31 protein-coding genes and 2 pseudogenes are annotated in these 19,322 nt (G+C 60.1%); 27 read left to right on the top strand and 6 right to left on the bottom strand.

Translation table 11 applies throughout. The features are described from left to right. Positions 1-2: 2 nt before the first annotated feature. From RBH20_RS10150 to secY, 21 genes are read left to right on the top strand one after another with little or no spacing between them, the layout of a single operon-like run. On the top strand, positions 3-725 hold the full coding sequence (locus RBH20_RS10150) for a 50S ribosomal protein L2 (protein WP_306708174.1): 723 nt from the start codon (positions 3-5) through the stop codon (positions 723-725). Beyond that, on the top strand, positions 722-1,144 hold the full coding sequence (locus RBH20_RS10145) for a 30S ribosomal protein S19 (protein ID WP_004516967.1): 423 nt from the start codon (positions 722-724) through the stop codon (positions 1,142-1,144). The genes RBH20_RS10150 and RBH20_RS10145 overlap by 4 nt, the downstream gene beginning before the upstream one ends. Before the next feature lie 2 nt (positions 1,145-1,146). Further along, positions 1,147-1,614: a 50S ribosomal protein L22 gene (locus RBH20_RS10140; RefSeq protein ID WP_306708172.1), complete on the top strand. Its 468-nt coding sequence runs from the start codon at positions 1,147-1,149 to the stop codon at positions 1,612-1,614. Next, positions 1,614-2,528: a 30S ribosomal protein S3 gene (locus tag RBH20_RS10135; RefSeq protein WP_306708171.1), complete on the top strand. Its 915-nt coding sequence runs from the start codon at positions 1,614-1,616 to the stop codon at positions 2,526-2,528. Before RBH20_RS10140 ends, RBH20_RS10135 begins: the two co-directional genes overlap by 1 nt. Further along, positions 2,525-2,740 carry a 50S ribosomal protein L29 gene (gene rpmC, locus RBH20_RS10130; RefSeq protein ID WP_004516964.1) on the top strand — a complete coding sequence of 72 codons (216 nt, stop codon included), beginning with the start codon at positions 2,525-2,527 and terminating at the stop codon, positions 2,738-2,740. The genes RBH20_RS10135 and rpmC overlap by 4 nt, the downstream gene beginning before the upstream one ends. Further along, positions 2,740-3,024, top strand: coding sequence for a ribonuclease P protein component 1 (locus RBH20_RS10125; RefSeq protein ID WP_007187647.1), 285 nt, complete (start codon positions 2,740-2,742; stop codon positions 3,022-3,024). The genes rpmC and RBH20_RS10125 overlap by 1 nt, the downstream gene beginning before the upstream one ends. Continuing rightward, a complete protein-coding gene (locus RBH20_RS10120; protein WP_004591559.1) occupies positions 3,015-3,353 on the top strand; it encodes a 30S ribosomal protein S17 in 339 nt (112 codons plus the stop codon). Before RBH20_RS10125 ends, RBH20_RS10120 begins: the two co-directional genes overlap by 10 nt. Beyond that, the gene (locus RBH20_RS10115; RefSeq protein ID WP_004516961.1) at positions 3,353-3,751 is read left to right on the top strand and encodes a 50S ribosomal protein L14; all 399 of its coding nucleotides are present in this window, start codon (positions 3,353-3,355) and stop codon (positions 3,749-3,751) included. The genes RBH20_RS10120 and RBH20_RS10115 overlap by 1 nt, the downstream gene beginning before the upstream one ends. A 4-nt stretch (positions 3,752-3,755) precedes the next feature. Next, complete coding sequence (gene rplX / locus RBH20_RS10110) at positions 3,756-4,118, top strand: 50S ribosomal protein L24 (protein ID WP_306708170.1); 363 nt, start codon at positions 3,756-3,758, stop codon at positions 4,116-4,118. Then, positions 4,115-4,819 carry a 30S ribosomal protein S4e gene (locus RBH20_RS10105; protein ID WP_306708169.1) on the top strand — a complete coding sequence of 235 codons (705 nt, stop codon included), beginning with the start codon at positions 4,115-4,117 and terminating at the stop codon, positions 4,817-4,819. The genes rplX and RBH20_RS10105 overlap by 4 nt, the downstream gene beginning before the upstream one ends. Then, entirely contained in the window at positions 4,816-5,349 is a 534-nt protein-coding gene (locus tag RBH20_RS10100; RefSeq protein ID WP_004591562.1) for a 50S ribosomal protein L5, read from the top strand. Before RBH20_RS10105 ends, RBH20_RS10100 begins: the two co-directional genes overlap by 4 nt. Next, entirely contained in the window at positions 5,346-5,531 is a 186-nt protein-coding gene (locus tag RBH20_RS10095; RefSeq protein WP_004591563.1) for a 30S ribosomal protein S14, read from the top strand. Before RBH20_RS10100 ends, RBH20_RS10095 begins: the two co-directional genes overlap by 4 nt. Before the next feature lie 2 nt (positions 5,532-5,533). After that, positions 5,534-5,926 carry a 30S ribosomal protein S8 gene (locus RBH20_RS10090; protein WP_004516956.1) on the top strand — a complete coding sequence of 131 codons (393 nt, stop codon included), beginning with the start codon at positions 5,534-5,536 and terminating at the stop codon, positions 5,924-5,926. A gap of 2 nt (positions 5,927-5,928) precedes the next feature. Then, positions 5,929-6,465: a 50S ribosomal protein L6 gene (locus RBH20_RS10085; RefSeq protein ID WP_004591564.1), complete on the top strand. Its 537-nt coding sequence runs from the start codon at positions 5,929-5,931 to the stop codon at positions 6,463-6,465. After that, a complete protein-coding gene (locus RBH20_RS10080; RefSeq protein ID WP_306708168.1) occupies positions 6,465-7,190 on the top strand; it encodes a 50S ribosomal protein L32e in 726 nt (241 codons plus the stop codon). The genes RBH20_RS10085 and RBH20_RS10080 overlap by 1 nt, the downstream gene beginning before the upstream one ends. Continuing rightward, positions 7,190-7,639 (top strand): 50S ribosomal protein L19e, encoded by a 450-nt coding sequence (locus tag RBH20_RS10075; protein ID WP_004516953.1) that lies wholly within the window; start codon positions 7,190-7,192, stop codon positions 7,637-7,639. The genes RBH20_RS10080 and RBH20_RS10075 overlap by 1 nt, the downstream gene beginning before the upstream one ends. Continuing rightward, entirely contained in the window at positions 7,639-8,202 is a 564-nt protein-coding gene (locus RBH20_RS10070) for a 50S ribosomal protein L18 (protein ID WP_049909163.1), read from the top strand. The genes RBH20_RS10075 and RBH20_RS10070 overlap by 1 nt, the downstream gene beginning before the upstream one ends. Further along, on the top strand, positions 8,199-8,837 hold the full coding sequence (locus tag RBH20_RS10065; protein WP_004957374.1) for a 30S ribosomal protein S5: 639 nt from the start codon (positions 8,199-8,201) through the stop codon (positions 8,835-8,837). Before RBH20_RS10070 ends, RBH20_RS10065 begins: the two co-directional genes overlap by 4 nt. After that, positions 8,837-9,301 carry a 50S ribosomal protein L30 gene (gene rpmD, locus RBH20_RS10060; RefSeq protein WP_306708163.1) on the top strand — a complete coding sequence of 155 codons (465 nt, stop codon included), beginning with the start codon at positions 8,837-8,839 and terminating at the stop codon, positions 9,299-9,301. The genes RBH20_RS10065 and rpmD overlap by 1 nt, the downstream gene beginning before the upstream one ends. Then, entirely contained in the window at positions 9,301-9,792 is a 492-nt protein-coding gene (locus RBH20_RS10055) for an uL15m family ribosomal protein (RefSeq protein WP_306708161.1), read from the top strand. The genes rpmD and RBH20_RS10055 overlap by 1 nt, the downstream gene beginning before the upstream one ends. A gap of 6 nt (positions 9,793-9,798) precedes the next feature. Further along, the gene (gene secY, locus RBH20_RS10050) at positions 9,799-11,262 is read left to right on the top strand and encodes a preprotein translocase subunit SecY (RefSeq protein ID WP_306708159.1); all 1,464 of its coding nucleotides are present in this window, start codon (positions 9,799-9,801) and stop codon (positions 11,260-11,262) included. Positions 11,263-11,706: 444 nt separating this feature from the next. Here the strand turns inward: secY and RBH20_RS10045 are convergent, their stop codons facing one another. Then, positions 11,707-11,952 carry an AbrB/MazE/SpoVT family DNA-binding domain-containing protein gene (locus RBH20_RS10045; RefSeq protein WP_306710414.1) on the bottom strand — a complete coding sequence of 82 codons (246 nt, stop codon included), beginning with the start codon at positions 11,950-11,952 and terminating at the stop codon, positions 11,707-11,709. A 180-nt stretch (positions 11,953-12,132) separates the two neighbouring features. Here RBH20_RS10045 and RBH20_RS10040 point away from each other — a divergent pair, with 180 nt between their 5' ends. The 4 genes and pseudogenes from RBH20_RS10040 (at position 12,133) to RBH20_RS10025 (ending at position 13,816) form a co-directional block, all read left to right on the top strand. Then, positions 12,133-12,261 (top strand): hypothetical protein, encoded by a 129-nt coding sequence (locus RBH20_RS10040; RefSeq protein ID WP_306708157.1) that lies wholly within the window; start codon positions 12,133-12,135, stop codon positions 12,259-12,261. Continuing rightward, positions 12,254-12,469, top strand: a complete 216-nt coding sequence (locus RBH20_RS10035) for a hypothetical protein (RefSeq protein ID WP_306710496.1) — start codon at positions 12,254-12,256, stop codon at positions 12,467-12,469. Before RBH20_RS10040 ends, RBH20_RS10035 begins: the two co-directional genes overlap by 8 nt. Beyond that, positions 12,466-12,789: a hypothetical protein gene (locus RBH20_RS10030; RefSeq protein ID WP_306708155.1), complete on the top strand. Its 324-nt coding sequence runs from the start codon at positions 12,466-12,468 to the stop codon at positions 12,787-12,789. The genes RBH20_RS10035 and RBH20_RS10030 overlap by 4 nt, the downstream gene beginning before the upstream one ends. A gap of 356 nt (positions 12,790-13,145) precedes the next feature. Beyond that, positions 13,146-13,816: pseudogene (locus RBH20_RS10025) on the top strand (IS6 family transposase). A 3-nt stretch (positions 13,817-13,819) separates the two neighbouring features. Here RBH20_RS10025 and RBH20_RS10020 read toward each other — a convergent pair. From RBH20_RS10020 to RBH20_RS10010, 3 genes are all read right to left on the bottom strand, one after another. After that, positions 13,820-14,071: a glycosyltransferase family 87 protein gene (locus RBH20_RS10020; RefSeq protein WP_306710412.1), complete on the bottom strand. Its 252-nt coding sequence runs from the start codon at positions 14,069-14,071 to the stop codon at positions 13,820-13,822. Positions 14,072-14,077: 6 nt separating this feature from the next. Continuing rightward, positions 14,078-14,248 carry a hypothetical protein gene (locus tag RBH20_RS10015; RefSeq protein WP_306708153.1) on the bottom strand — a complete coding sequence of 57 codons (171 nt, stop codon included), beginning with the start codon at positions 14,246-14,248 and terminating at the stop codon, positions 14,078-14,080. A 682-nt stretch (positions 14,249-14,930) separates the two neighbouring features. After that, positions 14,931-15,338 carry a hypothetical protein gene (locus RBH20_RS10010; protein WP_306708151.1) on the bottom strand — a complete coding sequence of 136 codons (408 nt, stop codon included), beginning with the start codon at positions 15,336-15,338 and terminating at the stop codon, positions 14,931-14,933. A gap of 522 nt (positions 15,339-15,860) precedes the next feature. Between RBH20_RS10010 and RBH20_RS10005 the strand changes: the two are divergent. Then, positions 15,861-16,540 (top strand): annotated as a pseudogene (locus RBH20_RS10005) (IS6 family transposase). 52 nt (positions 16,541-16,592) lie between these two features. On the opposite strand, the gene RBH20_RS10000 reads toward RBH20_RS10005, so the two are convergent. Both RBH20_RS10000 and RBH20_RS09995 read right to left on the bottom strand, forming a co-directional pair. Further along, the gene (locus tag RBH20_RS10000) at positions 16,593-17,384 is read right to left on the bottom strand and encodes a polysaccharide deacetylase family protein (protein ID WP_306708149.1); all 792 of its coding nucleotides are present in this window, start codon (positions 17,382-17,384) and stop codon (positions 16,593-16,595) included. Continuing rightward, entirely contained in the window at positions 17,374-18,192 is an 819-nt protein-coding gene (locus tag RBH20_RS09995; RefSeq protein WP_306708147.1) for a formyltransferase family protein, read from the bottom strand. The genes RBH20_RS10000 and RBH20_RS09995 overlap by 11 nt, the downstream gene beginning before the upstream one ends. Positions 18,193-18,373: 181 nt before the next feature. Between RBH20_RS09995 and RBH20_RS09990 the strand changes: the two genes are divergently transcribed. After that, positions 18,374-19,246 (top strand): glycosyltransferase, encoded by an 873-nt coding sequence (locus tag RBH20_RS09990; protein ID WP_306708145.1) that lies wholly within the window; start codon positions 18,374-18,376, stop codon positions 19,244-19,246. The last annotated feature ends 76 nt before the right edge of the window (positions 19,247-19,322 follow it).

Below are 19,322 nucleotides of genomic sequence, written 5' to 3'. Positions count from 1 at the left end.
CGATGGGACGACGAATCCAAGGACAACGGCGCGGCCGCGGGACCTCCACGTTCCGTGCTCCGTCGCACCGTTACAAGGCTGATCTGGAGCACCGCAAGGTCGAGGACGGCGACGTCGTTGCCGGCACGGTCGTTGACATCGAGCACGACCCTGCCCGGTCGGCCCCGGTCGCCGCCGTCGAGTTCGAAGACGGCGACCGACGACTCATCCTCGCGCCGGAAGGCGTCGGGGTGGGCGACGAGCTGCAGGTCGGCGTCAGCGCCGAGATCGCACCCGGGAACACGCTCCCGCTGGCCGAGATCCCAGAGGGGGTCCCGGTGTGCAACGTCGAATCCAGCTCCGGTGACGGTGGGAAGTTCGCCCGCGCGTCGGGTGTCAACGCCCAGCTGCTCACCCACGACCGCAACGTCGCGGTCGTCAAGCTTCCTTCTGGGGAGATGAAGCGGCTTGACCCGCAGTGCCGCGCCACCATCGGCGTCGTTGCCGGTGGCGGCCGAACTGACAAGCCGTTCGTGAAGGCTGGCAACAAGCATCACAAGATGAAAGCGCGAGGGACGAAGTGGCCTAACGTCCGCGGTGTGGCGATGAACGCCGTCGACCACCCGTTCGGTGGTGGCGGACGCCAGCACCCCGGCAAGCCCAAGTCCATCTCGCGGAACGCCCCGCCTGGCCGTAAGGTCGGGGACATCGCCTCGAAGCGAACAGGTCGAGGTGGCAACGAATGAGCTCAGAATATCAAATCGGCCACGAAGGAGAGTTCTCCTTCCGCGGCCACACGCTCGACGAGCTGCAGGAGATGGAGCTCGAGGAAGTCGCGGAACTGCTCCCCGCTCGACAGCGGCGAAGTATCGTACGCGGCCTGACCGAGGAGAAACACAAGCTCCTCGAAAAGGCCCGCGAGGCCGGCGAAGAGGAGACAGCCAACGACCCGATCCGGACCCACCTGCGCGACATGCCGGTGGTTCCGGAGATGGTCGGGCTGACCTTCGCCGTCCACGACGGCCAGAACTTCGAGCGTGTCAAAGTCGAGCCCGAGATGCTCGGCCACTACCTCGGTGAGTTCCAGCTCACCCGGAGTAGCGTCGAACACGGTCAGGCCGGTATCGGAGCGACACGCTCCTCGAAGTTCGTACCGCTCAAATAATCATGGGAATCAGTTACTCAGTCGAAGCCGACCCGGACACGACGGCCAAAGCGATGCTCCGGGAGCGGCAGATGAGCTTCAAGCACAGCAAGGCCATCGCCCGCGAGATCAAGGGCAAAACGGCCGGCGAGGCTGTCGACTACCTCGAGGCAGTTATCGAGGGCGACCAGCCCGTTCCGTTCAAACAGCACAACTCGGGCGTCGGCCACAAACGCAAGGTCGACGGCTGGGACGCCGGACGCTATCCGGAGAAGGCCAGCAAGGCCTTCATCGACCTGCTCGAGAACGCGGTCGGCAACGCCGACCATCAGGGCTTCGACGGTGAGGCCATGACGATCACGCACGTCGCCGCCCACAAGGTCGGCGAGCAGCAGGGTCGCAAGCCCCGAGCGATGGGGCGTGCCTCGGCGTGGAACAGCCCGCAGGTCGACGTCGAACTCATCCTCGAAGAGCCGGAGGTCGAAGACTAATGGCCGACGAACAACAGTTCATCGAGGACGGACTCCAGCGGACCCAGATCGACGAGTTCTTCGCAGAGGAACTCGGTCGAGCTGGCTATGGCGGCATGGATGTCGCCAAGACGCCGATGGGGACCCAGATCGTGCTCAAAGCCGAGAAGCCAGGAATGGTCATCGGCAAGGGCGGGAAGAACATCCGGAAGATCACGACGGAACTCGAGGACCGATTCAACCTCGATGACCCGCAGGTCGACGTGCAGGAAGTCGACGAGCCGGACCTCAACGCCCGCATCGTCGCGGACCGACTGGCCAACGCACTCGAGCGTGGCTGGTACTTCCGCAAAGCGGGCCACACCACCATCGACCGCATCATGGAGTCGGGCGCACTCGGCGCAGAGATCGTCCTCTCCGGAAAGGTCACTGGTGCACGCTCACGCGTTGAGAAGTTCAACCGTGGCTACGTCAAGCACAACGGTGAACCCGCAGAGGAGATCGTCGACAGCGGCGTCGGCGTCGCCGTGATGAAGCTCGGTACCATCGGGGTCCGAGTCAAGATCATCCCGCCGGACGCGGAACTCCCCGACGACTTCGAGATCTACGAGGATGTCGACGTCGAGGACTACGTGGCCGACACCGACGGCGAGTCCGTCGAGGAACTCCTCGAAGGCGAACCCGAAGACAGCGAGACGGCGGAAGAACTCGACGAAGACGTGGCCGCCGGGGCCGACGACGACTCCGAGACAGACGAGGAGTTCGTCGACGAGGAGATCGTCGAGGAAGACGTCGAAGTCCCGACTGACGAAGATGTTGAGGACGTTGACGTCGACGAACTCGAAGACGCTGTCGACGAGGAACTTGACGAGGACGTCGAGGCAGAAGCCGAAGAGCTGATGGACGAAATGGATGAGGAGGACGACGACGAATGACTGTCCTCCACGTCCAAGAGATTCGGGACATGACGCCCGCCGAACGCGAGGCGGAACTCGACGACCTGAAGACCGAACTACTGAACGCCCGGGCCGTCCAGGCCGCGGGTGGTGCACCGGAGAACCCCGGTCGCATCAAGGAGCTGCGGAAGGCCATCGCCCGAATCAAGACGATTCAGGGCGAAGAAGGCGACCTGCAGGAGAACGAATAATGCCACTGACACCCGAGACGCTCCCACGACACGAACTCGTCGGCCTCGACTGCGAGGTCGTCGCGGCGTCCAATCCGGACGTCATCGGTATCAGCGGAACTGTCGTCATGGAGACGACACAGATGCTGACTCTCGAGGGTGCCGACCGGGTGTGGCACGTGCCGAAGGACAGCGCGACGTTCGCGTTCGACCTGTCGACCGAGACAGTTCTCGTCGACGGCGACCGACTCGTCGCGCGTCCCGCTCGTCGCACAGAGAACACAGGAGATTCACTATGGCGCTAGGACTGAACGTACAGGAACCGGAGGAAACCTGTGCCGATCAGAACTGCCCGTTCCACGGAGAGCTCTCCGTGCGCGGACAGACACTGAACGGCGAGGTAGCCTCCACTGACATGGAGAAGACCGTTGTCGTCGAGCGCGAGTACGACGTGAAGGTGCCGAAATACGACCGCTTCATGAAGCGGCGGAGCCGCGTTCCGGCTCACGCACCCGATTGTCTCGACCTCGCGGTCGGTGACACGGTCACGATAGCAGAGTGTCGACCGCTCTCGAAAACGAAAAGCCACGTCGTCGTTGGCGTGGTCGCCGACGAACAGGACGGTGATGCCTGATGGAAGCACTCGGTGCTGACGTCACGCAAGGCCTGGAGAAGGGCTCGCTCATCACGTGTGCGGACAACACGGGAGCGCGCGAACTCAAGGTCATTTCCGTCCACGGCTACTCGGGAACGAAGAACCGCCACCCCAAAGCTGGGCTGGGCGACAAGATCACGGTCTCGGTCACCAAGGGGACGCCCGAAATGCGTCGCCAGGTGCTCGAAGCCGTCGTCGTCCGCCAGCGAAAGCCGATCCGTCGACCCGACGGCACCCGCGTCAAGTTCGAAGACAACGCGGCCGTCATCGTCGACGAGAACGAGGACCCGCGCGGGACCGAGCTGAAAGGTCCCATCGCACGGGAAGTCGCACAGCGATTCGGCAGTGTGGCATCAGCAGCGACGATGATTGTATAGAACCATGAGCAAGCAACCAGACAAACAACGCAAGAGTCAACGACGTGCCCCGCTTCACGAGCGGCACAAGCAGGTCCGGGCGACGCTGTCTGCCGACCTCCGAGAGGAGTACGGTCAGCGAAACGTCCGCGTCAACGCCGGTGACACCGTCGAGGTGCTCCGTGGCGACTTCGCCGACGAGGAAGGCGAAGTCATCAACGTGGACCTCGACAAGGCTGTCATCCACGTCGAAGACGTCACGCTCGAGAAGACGGACGGCGAGGAAGTCCCGCGACCGCTGGACACCTCGAACGTCCGCGTGACGGACATAGACCTCGAAGACGAGAAGCGCGAGGCGCGTCTCGAATCGGAGGATGATTCCGCATGAGTAACCACCAGAAGCGACTCTCGGTGCCGAACAGTTGGCCCGTAGAGCGCAAGACTGCGACGTTTACGGTGAAAGCCGGCGCCGGCCCGCACGGTGAGGATGGGGTTCCCCTACTCATCGTCCTTCGGGACGTGCTCGGCTACGCCGACAACCGCAAAGAAGCCCGCTACGCCCTCAACGAGGACAACGTCCTCATCAACGGGAAGGCCATTTCCGACGAGGAACGCCCTGTCGGGATGTTCGACATCCTGGCCTTCACCGAGCGCGAGGAGTACTACCGCGTGTTCCCCGGCGAGGGTGGTCGGCTGGCGCTGACCGCAATCGACCCGGACGCGGCCCAGTCCAAGCTCGGAAAGATCGCTACCAAGACGCACGTCTCTGGTGGCGACGTCCAGCTGGGTCTCCACGACGGTGAGACGCTCATCGTCGAGGACGACCAGACCTACGATGCTGGCGACTCCATCGTCGTCGGCAACGAGGACGGCGAAATCGTCGCCCACTTCGAGTACCAAGAGGGCGCGCTCGTCACCGCCGTTGATGGCGCCCACGCGGGCGAAGTCGGCGAAGTCGAGGAGATTCAGGTGACGCCGGGTTCGGCCCAGAACAACGTGATCGTCTCGCAGGACGAGGGCGAAGGCTTCGAGACAGTCGAAGAGTACGTCGTCGTCATCGACGAGAACTTCACGGGTGATGATGAATGAGCTCCGAGAGTGAGTCCGGCGGCGACTTCCACGAGATGCGCGAACCGCGCATCGAGAAGGTCGTCGTTCACATGGGTATCGGCCACGGTGGCCGCGACCTTGCCAATGCAGAGGACATCCTCGGGGAGATCACCGGGCAGACGCCGGTACGAACGAAGGCCAAGCGGACTGTCGGCGAGTTCGACATCCGCGAGGGCGACCCCATCGGTGCGAAGGTCACCCTCCGTGACGAGATGGCTGAAGAGTTCCTCCAGACGGCGCTGCCGCTCGCTGAACTGGCGACGAGTCAGTTCGACGATACCGGCAACTTCAGCTTCGGCGTCGAGGAACACACCGAGTTCCCGAGCCAGGAGTATGACCCGAGCATCGGAATCTACGGGCTGGACGTGACGGTTAACCTCGTCCGACCCGGCTACCGCGTCGCAAAGCGCGACAAGGCGTCGCGCTCGATTCCGACGAAGCATCGACTCAATCCGGCGGACGCCGTCGCCTTCATCGAGTCGACCTACGACGTGGAGGTGAGCGAATGAGCGAAAGTGAAACCACAGACGAGCCCGATTCCGAGACGGCATCCAGTGAGCGAACTGGCCAGCTCGAGTCCTGTCAGCGCTGCGGTCGCGAACAGGGACTCGTCGGCAAGTACGACATCTGGCTGTGCCGCCAGTGCTTCCGCGAGATTTCGCGGGGCATGGGCTTCAGGAAGTACAGCTAACAATGACAGGGAACGACCCATTTGCCAACGCACTGTCGGCGCTTAACAACGCCGAAAGCGTCGGGCACCTAGAGCAGACAGTATCGCCAGCTTCGAACGAGATCGGCAGCGTCCTCGAGGTCTTCTACGACCGCGGGTACATCGACGGATTCAGTTTCGTCGACGACGGCAAAGCCGGCGAGTTCGAAGTTGAACTGAAAGGAGCCATCAACGAGTGTGGCCCGGTCAAGCCCCGCTACTCTGCGGGCGCAGACGAGTTCGAGAAGTGGGAGAAGCGGTTCCTCCCCGCCCGTGACTACGGGACCCTCGTCGTGACGACCAGCCACGGCATCATGAGCCACTACGAGGCTCGTGAGCAGGGCGTTGGTGGCCAAGTCATCGCGTACGTATACTAACAATGCCACGAGTAGAACTGGAGATTCCGGAGGACGTGGACGCCGAGCAGGACCATCTCGACATCACCGTCGAGGGGGACAACGGCAGCGTCACGCGTCGGCTCTGGTACCCTGACATCGACGTGTCCGTCGACGGCGACACGGTCGTCATCGAATCCGATGAGGACAACGCCAAGACGATGTCGACGATCGGTACCTTCCAGAGCCACATCGAGAATATGTTCCACGGCGTGACCGAGGGCTGGGAGTACGGTATGGAGGTCTTTTACTCTCACTTCCCGATGCAGGTCGACGTCGAGGGTGACGAAGTCGTCATCGAGAACTTCCTGGGCGAGAAGGCCCCCCGCCGCACGACGATCCACGGCGACACGGACGTCGAAATCGACGGCGAGGAGCTGACCATCAGCGGTCCCGACATCGAAGCCGTCGGTCAGACCGCCGCGGACATCGAGCAGCTCACGCGCATCAACGACAAGGACGTGCGCGTGTTTCAGGACGGGGTGTACATCACCCGCAAACCGAACCGAGGTGACGCCTGATGGCGGACAACGATGAAGACGTCGAGGCAGAGGAAGCGTACACCGAACTGACCGACATCAGCGGCGTCGGCCCGTCCAAGGCGGAGTCACTCCGCGAGGCCGGCTTCGACTCGGTCGAAGACGTTCGTGGTGCCGACCAAGACGCGCTCGCCGATGTCAGCGGTATCGGGAACGCGCTGGCGGCCCGAATCAAGGCCGACGTCGGCGGACTCGAAGTCGAGTCCGAGACCGAAGCCGAAGTTGAAGAGGAAGGCAGCGAGGAAGCGCCCGACGAGGACGTGGAGACGGAACTCCAGGCCCGCGGGCTCTCTGAGAAGACGCCGGACCTCTCCGACGAGGATGCGCGGCTACTGACCCAGCGACACCGGGTCGGCAAGCCGCAGTTCAACCGCCAAGATCACCACAAGAAAAAGCGCGTCTCGACCTCGTGGCGCAAGCCCCGCGGCCAGCTCTCGAAGCAGCGCCGCGGCATCAAGGGTAAGGGCGACACGGTCGGGGCGGGCTTCCGCTCGCCGACCGCGGTTCGCGGCAAGCACCCGTCCGGCTTCGAGGAGGTTCGCGTGCACAACGTGGACGACCTCGAAGGCGTCGACGGCGATACAGAGGCCGTTCGGATCGCCTCGAAGGTCGGTGCTCGCAAGCGCGAGCGAATCGAAGAGGAAGCCGAGGACGCGGGCATCCGCGTGCTCAACCCCACCTACGTCGAAGTCGAGGTGAGTGAGTGATGACTGATCTCTCCGCACAGAAGCGACTCGCGGCAGACGTCCTTGACGTCGGGAAGAACCGCGTCTGGTTCAACCCCGAGCGACAGGGCGACATCGCTGACGCGATTACCCGTGAGGACGTTCGCGAACTGGTTGATGAGGGCGCCATTCAGGCGAAAGACAAGAAAGGCAACTCTCGTGGACGCGCCCGGGAGCGCCAGAAGAAGCGTGCGTACGGCCACCAGAAGGGAGCCGGTTCCCGGAAGGGCAAGGCAGGCGCACGGCAGAACTCCAAGGAGGACTGGGAGTCACGTATCCGCGCACAACGGACGAAGCTGCGCGAACTGCGTGACGAGGGAACGCTTTCGAGTTCGCAGTACCGCGACCTGTACGACAAGGCCGGCGGTGGCGAGTTCGACAGCGTTGCCGATCTCGAACGTTACATCGACGCAAACCACGGTGACGCATAATGGCGACAGGACCACGATATAAAGTACCGATGCGGCGACGCCGCGAGGCCAGAACCGATTACCATCAGCGGTTGCGCCTGTTGAAATCCGGTAAGCCACGTCTCGTTGCTCGAAAGAGCAATAAACACGTCAGGGCGCAGCTGGTGACGCTTGGCCCCAATGGCGATGACACTCTCGCGTCCGCTCACTCGAGCGACCTCGCCGAGTACGGCTGGGAGGCCCCGACGGGCAACATGCCCTCGGCGTACCTCACCGGTCTACTCGCCGGGCTTCGCGCGAAGGAAGCGGGTATCGAGGAGGCAGTGCTTGACATCGGACTCAACAGCCCGACCCCCGGAAGCAAAGTATTCGCAATACAGGAAGGCGCAATTGACGCCGGCCTGGACATTCCGCACAATGACGACGTACTCGCGGACTGGCAGCGCACGCGCGGTGCCCACATCGCCGAGTACGACGAGCAGCTTGAAGAGCCGCTGTACAGCGGCGACTTCGACGCTGCAGACCTCCCGGAGCACTTCGACGAGCTCCGAGAGACCCTACTGGACGGTGACATCGAACTATGAGTGCTAACAACGGATGGGAGCCACGGACACGCCTCGGCAAGCAGGTTGTCGAGGGCGAAATCGACTCCATGCAGGAGGCGCTGAACTCCGGACTCCCGCTGAAAGAATCGGAAGTCGTCGACCAGCTCGTTCCCGACCTGGAAGACGAAGTGCTGGACATCAACATGGTCCAGCGGATGACAGACTCCGGCCGCCGCGTGAAGTTCCGCTGCGTGGTCGCCGTTGGCAACCGCGACGGTCTCATCGGCTACGCCGAAGGGCGTGACGATCAGGTCGGCGGTGCCATCCAGAAAGCCATCGACATCGCGAAGCTGAACATCATCGATGTCTCCCGCGGCTGCGGGTCCTGGGAGTGTGGCTGTGGCCGTCCGCACACGGTCGCGCTGCGCACCGAGGGCAAGGCCGGGAGCGTCGAGGTCGAGCTCCAGCCGGCCCCGCGCGGGCTGGGCCTCGCAGGCGGAGAGACCGTCCGCAAGGTGCTCGAACTCGCCGGTATCGAAGACATCTGGACACGCAGTAGCGGGAACACGCGCACCACGGTCAACTTCGCAAAGGCGACGTTCAACGCCCTGCAGAACACGGCCGAGGCGCGCGTCCCCGAGCGAACCTTCGAGAAACGAGAGGTGATCGAGTGATGCACGCGCTCGTCCAGCTCCGTGGCGAAGTCAACATGCATACCGACATCCAGGACACGCTGGAGATGCTCAACATCCACCACGTGAACCACTGCACGCTCGTCCCTGAGACGGACGCCTACCGCGGCATGGTGGCGAAGGTCAACGACTTCGTCGCCTTCGGCGAGCCGAGCCAGGAGACGCTGGAGACAGTCCTGGCGACGCGTGCCGAGCCACTTGAGGGCGACGCCGACGTGGACGACGAGTGGGTCGCCGAGCACACGGATTACGACGACATCTCCGGGCTCGCGTTCGCGCTCCTCTCCGAGGAGACGACGCTGCGCGAGCAGGGTCTGTCCCCGACGCTTCGTCTCCACCCGCCCCGTGGCGGCCACGACGGCGTCAAACACCCCGTCAAGGAGGGCGGGCAGCTCGGGAAACACGAGACCGAGGGAATCGACGAACTCCTGGAGGCGATGCGATAATGACGAGCAAAAAGAAACGACAGCGCGGCTCGCGCACGCACGGCGGCGGCTCACACAAGAACCGACGTGGTGCCGGCCATCGCGGTGGTCGCGGTGCTGCAGGCCGTGACAAGCACGAGTTCCACAACCACGAACCGCTCGGCAAGAGCGGCTTCAAGCGCCCGCAGAAGGTGCAGGAAGAGGCCGCAACTATCGACGTTCGCGAGATCGACGAGAATGTCACGCTGCTGGCTGCAGATGACGTCGCTGAAGTCGAAGACGGTGGCTTCCGCGTCGATGTCCGTGATGTGGTCGAAGAGTCCGACGACGCCGATTACGTGAAAGTACTCGGTGCGGGCCAGGTTCGCCACGAACTCACGCTCATCGCCGACGACTTCTCCGAGGGCGCTCGCGAGAAGGTCGAAGCTGCAGGCGGGAGCGTCGAACTGACCGACCTCGGCGAGGAGCGCCAGGCCGAGGCCGAGACAGACGAAGACGCGGACGAGGAATAACGAACGATGAGCTGGAAGGACACCGCCGAACCACTGCTTGTCCGGATGCCTGCAGTCCAGCGGCCGGAAGGACACGTCCCGTTCAAGCGCAAGCTCACTTGGACAGGGGGCGTACTCCTGCTGTATTTCTTCCTGACAAACGTGAAGCTGTTCGGGCTGGACATCGACGCCAGCCAACAGGTGTTCGGGCGCTTCTCGTCGATTCTGGCCTCCGGTCAGGGGAGCATCTTGCAGTTGGGTATCGGTCCGATCGTTACGGCGTCCATCGTGTTACAGCTCCTCGGTGGGGCGGACCTGCTCGGGCTAGACACCCAAGACGACCCGCGAGACCAGATCCTCTATCAGGGGCTCCAGAAGCTGCTGGTACTCGTGATGATCTGTCTCACCGGGCTCCCGATGGTGTTTGCCGGCGGCTTCCTCCCGGCTGACACGGCGGTCGCAAGTTCCCTGGGTATCGGTACGACCGGTGTCCAGTGGCTCATCTTCGGCCAGATGTTCGTCGGCGGTGTCCTCATCCTGTTCATGGACGAGGTCATCTCCAAATGGGGCGTCGGCTCCGGTATCGGCCTGTTCATCGTCGCCGGCGTGAGTCAACGCCTCATCGGTGGCGTCCTGACAACGCCGTTTATCGGCAACAGCGAAGGGATCATCTACACCTGGTACCTGTTCATCACCGGCCAGCGCGGCACCGGGCCAGTGCTGGCCGCTGATGGCCTCCAGACCGTGCTGCTCCAGGGCGAACTACTGGGGCTGTTCACGACGATCCTCATCTTCTCGGTGGTCGTCTACGCCGAGTCGGTCCGGGTCGAGATACCGCTATCGAACGCCCGTGTGAAAGGAGCTCGTGGCCGGTTCCCGGTCAAGCTCATCTACGCGAGCGTCCTGCCGATGATCCTCGTCCGGGCGCTGCAGGCAAACATCCAGTTCCTGGGCCGGATTCTGGACGCCCAGCTGGGTTCAATGCCGGCGTTCCTCGGCACGTACGCCAACGGCCAGCCAACCGGCGGCCTGTTCTACTTCCTTGCCCCAGTTCAGAGCCGTGGCGACTGGATGTGGTGGCTGGAAGGAACTACGCAACCGGTCTGGCAGATCCTGACCCGCGTCGGCATCGACCTGTTCGTTATGCTGGTCGGTGGCGCAGTCTTCGCCGTGTTCTGGGTCGAAACCACCGATATGGGTCCAGAGGCGACGGCTAAGCAGATCCACAACTCCGGGATGCAGATCCCCGGCTTCCGACAGAACGTCGGCGTCATCGAGAAGGTCCTTGAGCGGTATATTCCACAAGTGACCGTTATCGGAGGGGCCCTTGTTGGGCTGCTCGCAGTGATGGCCAACATGCTGGGTACCATCGGCGGCGTCTCCGGTACCGGGCTGCTGCTGACGGTCTCCATTACGTACAAGCTGTACGAGGAGATCGCCGAAGAGCAGCTCATGGAGATGCATCCGATGATGCGCCAGATGTTTGGATAGGTCAGCAAATAATCTGGTCCTATCCGCTTTATTCTGACCGAGTGGTTACCTGATTTGTTCAAGATTGATTAGTGACCACGCTTCTGGCGCTCTTTGTCAAGATTGATAAAGCGGGTTAATTTGATATTCTCCGTTCCACCTCACGTTCAGTTCTGAACCTCACGTTCTGTTCTGCACCTCACGTTCAGTTCAACCTCTTTCACCCACCCTCAAGCTGCCAGCGTAACTGCTATTTTCACCAATCGCCACTCTCTCCGCCAGTATTCCAGGCCACAACGGCTATTATACCGCTTCAACGCACAACAGGGCCGTTCAGTCGACGAGACGCTACTACGCTCACCAACCGAGAGTCCAAAATAAAAAGAACCCATCACCGTTCCACCTCGCCCGCTCCCCGCTCACCAAATCAAAAGGCGAGGAAAAGTCCGGCACCGAAGACAACCGCTATTTATCCTGCTTCGACAAGCTATGCGTATCATCGGCCCTCTGCTTGTCTTTCGCTCGCCTTTCGCGGAGCTGGCGGGTGGCAGTTTGTTCATGAGTCTCGCTCTCCGATGCAAGCGCGCCTCGAAGCTCGGATGGGCGCTTGACTGGCCGCACTACAATCTCTCCGTTCTCGTTTTCATCAAACCGGACTCGACTTGGTGGGTCAATCTGGAGTTTGTCGCGGAACTCCTTGGGGATCGTCATTTGACCTTTGCTCGTGAGAGTTACGATCTTTCCATCCTCGGAGTCGCACATATGTAATATAATTACGCAGTTATACTTCGGCCTTTTTATATTCTATTAGAATACCGTATGACATCTCTGCGTACGGACTGGAGCGCTGATTGCACTCGCCGCTGCGAGCTACCTGCTCGGGATGCTCTAATGCCCGAGTGCAAACACTGCGGGGAGAATATCCCGTGGGACGAGCAGTTCAACCGCCACGAAAACGAGTGGTGCGACGAGCGGCCCGACGAGAACCAGCAGACGCTGACGGAGGTCAAGCATGCCTGAATGCCAGAATTGCGGGGCTCACGTCACCGACGATTACGTGCGCGTGTTTGAGCCCGCCGGTACGACTGAGCCACGGTGCTGTCCCAACTGCGAGGACCTCATTCGAGACGGGCCAGACGTTCGAAACGCGCGGGCGAAGCGCCAGGGCAACGGCAAAGACCCAGTCAGCTACGATTCCGACCTCGCAACCGACGGAGGGCAATCATGATGGGCGGATTCCGGTCTGCCAGCGAGCAGGCTGTCTACTGTACCACGGAGGCCACCCGCTCGGTCGAGGACCGCGTCACGGCGGCTCGAAGACTACTCGTGGGCTTAGAAACGGGCCAGTGCCCGCATATCGTGATGGCCTACCAGAGCCTGCATCGCGTGCGCGAGGTTGACGACGTGTGTGTCACGCTGGAGGCCGCGGAGATCGCCCTCGGCCAGCTGGAGAAGGCCCCGTCGCCGGTCAACGAGACGGCCGCCCGCCGGGTGCGGAATGCTGAACAAGTGCTGTCCGGACTCGTGGGCGGTGTTCACGATGAGTGAGGCCGCGACCACGGCGACCGGCTGGCCAAAGAAGACGAGACCATGGACCGCGAGACCACGCGGATGCCCGCCTGGATGCTGGCCGCGCTCGGACAGCGCGTCGAGAACGGCGAGTACCAACCGGTCGGAAGCTGTCCGCACCGCTGTTCGCGAACTCTTGGAGGGTCAACATGTCCAATAAGACCACCACCAACGCGACCGTCGTGTCACAGTCAAGCCAGTCATCGCTGACCCTGTAGGGGCGCGTCGTGTGGCTCTGCTCACGACTCGGTATCTGGCTGACTATCGGCCTGCTGGTGCTGGTGTCCTAGCCATTTCTGGTTTGGGCCTGGTGGCAAGGTCGCGTTTAGTTAAGCGTGAAAAGTGAGGCAGGAGAATTTCTTTCTGGTCTATGGCAGAAATCGTCCCGCCTCAACGGTCATAGAGAGTGGATTGATTTGGATTTTATCGAGCGCGAGCGGACACCCGAGTCCGCGATGGCGTTGGTATTCAATCGCACGTTGCGGGAATTTCATTATCGAATACCGTCGAATTACTCGATTCACTGGGTGTCCAACGCAGTCGAAAAGCTGTCCACGATTGGGTTCAGAAAGCTGATCTACAGCCAGGCTCGGGTAAATCTTCGAATCAGATTGCGCTCGACGAAACAGTGATTCGCGTCAACGATCAGTGATTCTGGCTGTACGCTGCCGCCGATCCGCAATCGAACGAACTGCTTCACGTCCGGCTGTTTGCGACGACTACGACCACCCTCACAGAAATTTTCCTACGTGAACTTCGGCAAAAATACGATATCGAAACTGCCGTCTTTCTCGTCGATGGCGCTCAACACTTCCAAACTGCACTTCAACGAGCTGGACTCCGATTTCGGGTGTGTCGCCACGGAAATCGGAACGCTATCGAACGGATTTTTCGAGAGCTGAAGCGTCGAACCTCGGTGTTTTCAAACTGCTTCAGTCACGTCGACCCGGAAACCGCCGAAAACTGGTTGCGGAGCTTCGCTCGATGGCATAATGACACTAACTAAACACTACCAGCGCAAAATAAAAAATGTGCTGATCTGTTCGATGTGTATCGTCTCGAGGAACGGGCCAAAGCTGAGGCCCAGGATGCAACTCAACGCAAGTCGGCTAGAATCCATATCCGGTTCGACGATACGCAGTGAGAGTCCAATCGTCGTGACCCACGCCGCGGCACTGCCAACGCTCCAGAGAATAAGAGCTGGCGTTGAGGGCATCAGGGCGACTCCCGCAACCAGTATCAACGCGAACGGATGGTAGATGAAGCTCTAGCCTATCGCCGGTGATTCGTACGGGTTCTGTCCATTGACTGCATCGTAATAAGCATCGTAGTAGAGACTGAAATCGTAACCGAGCGGCCAGTTATTCGCGACGATTGCCAGCCAGTACTCACTGTAGATACCAACCAATACGAAGACGACCAGCGCGACAACAATCACTGCCCTCCGGCGTGCAATTCTCGTGATCGTGCCGTGTATAGCAGATGACATCGCCAGTAATTATTCATCCACCCCGTATTCGGGGAGTAACCAATCAGCACCGAGCCCGGCCAGAATCGCGAGACCAGGGAGAATTAGCAGCCAGTAGTGCCGGTAAACCCGTACCAGTAGTGCACTTCCCAGAGTGGTTGTCAGGGCTACACCCAACCAGCCGACTACGGGGGACGCCCGGCGGGCCGATAGCAGATATGCCGCGCCGATCGCCGCGAGTACAAGTTGGAACGTATAGACGCTGATCCGCTCGTTCGCCACCTGTAGGTACCGCCCTGGAGCCTTCAGCAGTGAGCCGCTGGTCTGAAATTGCGATTCCGCCACAGCGTACGCTGGCGTCGCGAACAGGGTCTGTCTGACCGCCCAACTGACGCGTCAAGCCCCCAAATCAGGCCGACAATAACGTACCCCACAATCGCCGTTCCCAGTGCAAGGCTCCCGATCACCACGATGGCGCGGTCGCCGTGCCGGCGCCACTCCCACCAAGCTACTGCCGGCGCTGCCAGCAGTAGATGCTGGGCTATCAGCCATCCCAGTCCGTAGAGAAGCCCGCTCCGAGAAGGACGATCAGAAGCGAGCCCCGCGGTCAGCAGGGCCAGTGCGACTATCTTGTTGTTTATGAAACCGTTCGTCATCCACACAATACCAAGGGCAAGCGAGAAAACGGCGACGACCGTTGCTTCCGGGCGCAGTTCCGTCTTGACGAGTCTGTGTGTGTGTTCCATACTAGGGCAGCGCCTCCCACTCCGACCACAGCGAGCATCACCAGGAAAGGGACAGGCGTCGCGGCAGCGACGATGACCACGGCCTCCCAGAGCGGTGGCTTATTATCGGGGACCTGGGCGTAGAGAGCCATCCCCGCGAGCACATCGTCCCCAATTTGCGCCCACACTTGCGCGTCGTGGAGGAACTCCCGACCCGAAAACCGGAACACGACGTACCTGTATATTGAGATGAGGGCGATGACACCGGCCAGCAGCATCGTAATCATGCGACTGACGGTCTCATCGACTATCCCACTCTCCCATTCTCGGTTCATTACGGGTATGCTCTCTCCCGGAGACAAAAATCCGATGCATGGCGTCTACTTCTAGGGGAACCTGTTTCAGATCCCTGGGTGAATTAACCACGATCGTGTAACTTCTTCAATTAGCACTAAGTGCTAATCCTTGCGGGAGAACTCGAAACCACCATATTAGTATATTTAATATGGGCGTATTATCAATGTATATTAGAACCAATATATTTAGATTGAAATTCCGTCGACCAGACTGAGAAGATCATTCAGCGAGGCACACGCCGGTACGGCTGGCAGTACAGGGGTGGCGAATGGGCCGCCCGACCAGCGAACAGGGCCAAGCAGTTCAGGACCGTCCTCGCCAACGAATTGTTCGAGTGACTAGTTGCAGAGTTGGTGGCTGACGGGTCGCGTGGCTACGGGGGGACCAGTCGGAAACGGCTGCGCTGGTCGCCATTGTACCCGGACGCAGGACCGCCGTTGCGGCGGCACCGTCTAGTTGAGCGAATTTGAGAAGTGAGGTGGCCGTAGCGAGAAGTGTTCATGCAACTCGCAGACCTCCTCAGCGAGAAGTTAGATGGGGACAGTGAAGACGTTTGGGAGAATGAGCGCACCTCGACACCCGTCCGGCGGTTTGGGGTGCGTCTCCATACGGCGGGGTTGTGGATCAGGGAGACGGTTGCTATCTTAGAAGTACTGGGAGTAAAGCGGTCTCACGGTGCTGTCCGGAATTGGGTTCGTACACTCGCCGAATCTCAGAGTGACCCGCCGATGGCCCAACCGTCGCGGGTCGCGGTCGACGAGAAACAAATCGAGGTTGACGGGGAGAAAAAGTGGCTCTACACCGCTGTCGACACCGAATCAAAGTTGCTACTCGAAGTTGACGTATTCAGCCACCATGGGACCGACCCTGCGGCGGCGTTTCTGCACCGACTCACCGAGAAACACAATGTCGTCGAGACAGCGTTTCTCGTCGATGCTAGCGGCTATCTGACTGCCCTCGATCGCCGGGAATTGAGCGGTCGGCTCGACTATCGAGTCTGGAACCACATGGAAAGTGGTTCCTGACTGTGACCATGCGAATCGACCGCTTTTACACGTATTGGAGGACCAGTCAATCCAGCGCGAAACAGTGGTTACGATGCTTCAGGCACCACTATAATCGTCAACGACCGAATCAAGCGCTTGACGGCAAAATGCCAGCTGAGGCCATCCAGAAATAGACAGTGCCCATTTACAGATAGAAATTAATTTAGATGTTATATAAAATATAATTTATTGGAAACTGATTACATCTCGGATTCGAATGAACCGGTTATAACCGAGCAGCTGTTTGACAAACTTGACGCCGTACCAGCGGACCACAGTTTGAAGAACGATAGGTGGCGACGCCCTGAGGATTGCCGCAAGTTCATCAGGGTCCGTATCGTACCAGATGTTCCAGCGCCCCAATCGTTGGTTCAGGTGGTCCTGTGGAATCCGAACAGGTTCCGAGGTGAATATATACTCGTAGCCCGCTTCATAGACGGCCTTGAAAACCTCTTCATTATATGCCCCCAGTGGAATGGAGAGCGACTGACATTGTCCGAGCTCTGCCGCGATAGCAGCCTTTGATTCTGTTAGTTCTTGCTGACGTCTTTGTGTATTTGTCTTGAGCAGATTGGCGTGAGTCATTGTGTGACTACCGATACAGTGACCTCGCTGGTCTAGGGTATGGATCTGGTTCCAGTCAAGGAAGCCGTCCTCTCCGACCCGATCAAGCACGATAAAAAAATGGCCTCGGTACCCGTAAGCCTCCAATCGACGGGCCGCTTCCATTGCCGTCTGGCCTCCATCATCAAACGTGAGGTACACAGGACGGTTTGGAGGCTTGTCAGTGATTAATGCCGGTTCGAACGCTGAGTCAGCAATAACTGAGAGATGGCGGTCGAACATCTCAGGGGCGAGCTTATATCGCCACGAGCCATCCGTGACGAAGCCGGAGGTGTCTGTCTCCTTTCGTGGGACGATATCGTGATACAACAGCGCCAGGCCGCTGGTGGGCGAGCTGAGGAGATCACGAATCATGTGTTGAATTGTACGTACCGATTCCGAACCGTTGGACACGCCGCTTCCAAGTCAGCCACGCGCTCAGTTTCGGCATCCCCCAGAGTGCTCCCTGTCGGTCGTCCGTTGAAATCGCCTCTGCCTCTCCATTAGCAACCGCGGTAATCACTGGCGTGAGTGAAGGAAGGTTGTCCGCAACTACCTTCAGCTGGATGTAGATGTGCTCGTCATCCACAGGGTTGAACGTGGTCCCATCTTGGGCGAAGATCTCCCCGGTATCAATACCATCGTTAATGCGGATGAGGGAGAATCCCACCTTGTCGTCGTCGCCGTTGGCAAGCGCCCAGAAGCAGCCGTGCTGGTTGCGGTACTCTGGGCAGATTCCTGGATGGATGACAAACGTTCCGTAGTTGGGAATCGCGTACACCGATTTAGAGAGTAACACCTTGCACCGGGCGAGCATCAGATCTGGAGTCAGATTTCGGAGGATATCCGCCGTTTCTTTGTTATTCGCGTCTGCGACGCTGTACTCCGGCACGGAAAAGTCTGGATATTCCGCTTGGGTGTCCGAGATAAGTGCGTCAATCTTTGGCATTTCCTTGTTATTGAGAACAGCATCATAGTACAGCCGATACGCGATGGCATCGATGAGGCCAATAATGCCGGACCGACTCAACTCGTGTTTCAGGGTGTTCACCTGTCGTGTCCAGTCCGACTCAATGACAATCTCGCCGACAAGATCAGTCGTCGCGGCAAGCCAGCGGCCGATTACTTCCCGGTCGAACCGCGACCCCCGGTGGCGAAGAAGCACCGTCTGTGGAGTAGTCATCACCCGACACATCACTACCGTCGTTGATAAGTGCGGTGGACGTACTGATACCCATTTGAGGATTGCCTAGAATGCAGCCGATACTCGCCGCTAACCACCGCCGGATTCAGAGGGAATAAACCTGCGGTTTTATAAACCTGCTTGGAAAATCGATTGGCAACCTGCGATGGTCAATATTTCGGTGGTCCTACCCACGTACGGCGGTGATGAGCCGAATGCACTGCGGGAAGCTATCGAGAGCATCGTCTCCCAGACACGGGTCCCCGACGAACTGGTCATCGTCCGTGATGGGCCAGTACCGGAAGCCAATCAAACAATCATCGATAACTTCGAGTCTGAGTATTCGTTCGTGTGGCACGTTTCGCTGGCAGAGAATCAAGGACGAGCACTCGCACGAAAAGTCGGGGTGGAACGCTGCCAGGGCGACGTCGTGGCGATGATGGACGCCGACGACCTCTGTGTCCCCACACGGCTAGAGCGGCAGGCAACCTACCTGCAGGACAATCCCGAGGTTGACGTAGTCGGAGCGCAGCTACTCGAATTCGACCCCGAGACTGGCGAGAAGCTTGGTGTGCGTACGCTCCCAAGGGATCATGAGGAAATCCGTGACCTAGCGAAGACCCGCTCGCCAGTGTCCCAGAGTACAGCGATGTTTAGACGGGCTGCGGCCCTCGACGCCGGGAACTATCGCGACGTCGAACGCATGGAAGACTACGGCCTCTGGGTTCGGATGCTTGTCAACGGCGCTCGGTTCGCCAACATTCCCGAGGTATTGGTCAAGGCACGAACGGGCGGGGAAATGTACGAGCGCCGTTCCGGCTGGGGATATGCGCGTGAAGAACTGCGCCTCCAGCGGGAGTTCGTGGCGTTCGGCTTCATTTCGCCGTTGCAAGCGCTTCGTAACGTCACACTCCGAGTGCCGATTCGCTTCGTACCGAATGCCATTCGTGCTTACGTCTACGAGACGCTGTTCCGCACGGAACCGTCCGTCGACAGCCCGGTGAGTGTCGGCCACGAAACGGATGTCTCGTCGGACGAGCTGAAGGGCGGGTGAACCGAGCGAAATGTCAGTTCGTTACCCCACAACGAACGGGTTCGCAGGAATCCCACCGGAAACGAGGCACCAGCGG

The sequence above is a fragment of the Haloarcula sp. H-GB4 genome (assembly GCF_030848575.1).
Taxonomy (GTDB): domain Archaea; phylum Halobacteriota; class Halobacteria; order Halobacteriales; family Haloarculaceae; genus Haloarcula.
The sequence above is the reverse complement of the archived record's forward strand: the minus strand, read 5'-3'. Positions and strand labels throughout refer to the sequence as shown.

What these genes read in the sequence shown, in the direction of transcription:
- RBH20_RS10140 (WP_306708172.1), top strand. Translation starts at nt 1,147, where the DNA reads ATGGGAATCAGTTACTCAGTCGAAGCCGACCCGGACACGACGGCCAAA.
- RBH20_RS09995 (WP_306708147.1), bottom strand. Translation starts at nt 18,192, where the DNA reads ATGACTACTCCACAGACGGTGCTTCTTCGCCACCGGGGGTCGCGGTTC.
- RBH20_RS10055 (WP_306708161.1), top strand. Translation starts at nt 9,301, where the DNA reads ATGACGAGCAAAAAGAAACGACAGCGCGGCTCGCGCACGCACGGCGGC.
- RBH20_RS10100 (WP_004591562.1), top strand. Translation starts at nt 4,816, where the DNA reads ATGAGCTCCGAGAGTGAGTCCGGCGGCGACTTCCACGAGATGCGCGAA.
- secY (WP_306708159.1), top strand. Translation starts at nt 9,799, where the DNA reads ATGAGCTGGAAGGACACCGCCGAACCACTGCTTGTCCGGATGCCTGCA.
- RBH20_RS10035 (WP_306710496.1), top strand. Translation starts at nt 12,254, where the DNA reads ATGCCTGAATGCCAGAATTGCGGGGCTCACGTCACCGACGATTACGTG.
- RBH20_RS10075 (WP_004516953.1), top strand. Translation starts at nt 7,190, where the DNA reads ATGACTGATCTCTCCGCACAGAAGCGACTCGCGGCAGACGTCCTTGAC.
- RBH20_RS10010 (WP_306708151.1), bottom strand. Translation starts at nt 15,338, where the DNA reads ATGAACCGAGAATGGGAGAGTGGGATAGTCGATGAGACCGTCAGTCGC.
- RBH20_RS10000 (WP_306708149.1), bottom strand. Translation starts at nt 17,384, where the DNA reads ATGATTCGTGATCTCCTCAGCTCGCCCACCAGCGGCCTGGCGCTGTTG.
- RBH20_RS10115 (WP_004516961.1), top strand. Translation starts at nt 3,353, where the DNA reads ATGGAAGCACTCGGTGCTGACGTCACGCAAGGCCTGGAGAAGGGCTCG.
- RBH20_RS10030 (WP_306708155.1), top strand. Translation starts at nt 12,466, where the DNA reads ATGATGGGCGGATTCCGGTCTGCCAGCGAGCAGGCTGTCTACTGTACC.
- rpmC (WP_004516964.1), top strand. Translation starts at nt 2,525, where the DNA reads ATGACTGTCCTCCACGTCCAAGAGATTCGGGACATGACGCCCGCCGAA.
- rplX (WP_306708170.1), top strand. Translation starts at nt 3,756, where the DNA reads ATGAGCAAGCAACCAGACAAACAACGCAAGAGTCAACGACGTGCCCCG.
- RBH20_RS10090 (WP_004516956.1), top strand. Translation starts at nt 5,534, where the DNA reads ATGACAGGGAACGACCCATTTGCCAACGCACTGTCGGCGCTTAACAAC.
- RBH20_RS10070 (WP_049909163.1), top strand. Translation starts at nt 7,639, where the DNA reads ATGGCGACAGGACCACGATATAAAGTACCGATGCGGCGACGCCGCGAG.
- RBH20_RS10135 (WP_306708171.1), top strand. Translation starts at nt 1,614, where the DNA reads ATGGCCGACGAACAACAGTTCATCGAGGACGGACTCCAGCGGACCCAG.
- RBH20_RS10065 (WP_004957374.1), top strand. Translation starts at nt 8,199, where the DNA reads ATGAGTGCTAACAACGGATGGGAGCCACGGACACGCCTCGGCAAGCAG.
- RBH20_RS10145 (WP_004516967.1), top strand. Translation starts at nt 722, where the DNA reads ATGAGCTCAGAATATCAAATCGGCCACGAAGGAGAGTTCTCCTTCCGC.
- RBH20_RS10045 (WP_306710414.1), bottom strand. Translation starts at nt 11,952, where the DNA reads ATGACGATCCCCAAGGAGTTCCGCGACAAACTCCAGATTGACCCACCA.
- RBH20_RS10150 (WP_306708174.1), top strand. Translation starts at nt 3, where the DNA reads ATGGGACGACGAATCCAAGGACAACGGCGCGGCCGCGGGACCTCCACG.
- RBH20_RS10125 (WP_007187647.1), top strand. Translation starts at nt 2,740, where the DNA reads ATGCCACTGACACCCGAGACGCTCCCACGACACGAACTCGTCGGCCTC.
- RBH20_RS10105 (WP_306708169.1), top strand. Translation starts at nt 4,115, where the DNA reads ATGAGTAACCACCAGAAGCGACTCTCGGTGCCGAACAGTTGGCCCGTA.
- RBH20_RS10120 (WP_004591559.1), top strand. Translation starts at nt 3,015, where the DNA reads ATGGCGCTAGGACTGAACGTACAGGAACCGGAGGAAACCTGTGCCGAT.
- RBH20_RS10040 (WP_306708157.1), top strand. Translation starts at nt 12,133, where the DNA reads ATGCCCGAGTGCAAACACTGCGGGGAGAATATCCCGTGGGACGAGCAG.
- rpmD (WP_306708163.1), top strand. Translation starts at nt 8,837, where the DNA reads ATGCACGCGCTCGTCCAGCTCCGTGGCGAAGTCAACATGCATACCGAC.
- RBH20_RS10080 (WP_306708168.1), top strand. Translation starts at nt 6,465, where the DNA reads ATGGCGGACAACGATGAAGACGTCGAGGCAGAGGAAGCGTACACCGAA.
- RBH20_RS10085 (WP_004591564.1), top strand. Translation starts at nt 5,929, where the DNA reads ATGCCACGAGTAGAACTGGAGATTCCGGAGGACGTGGACGCCGAGCAG.
- RBH20_RS10095 (WP_004591563.1), top strand. Translation starts at nt 5,346, where the DNA reads ATGAGCGAAAGTGAAACCACAGACGAGCCCGATTCCGAGACGGCATCC.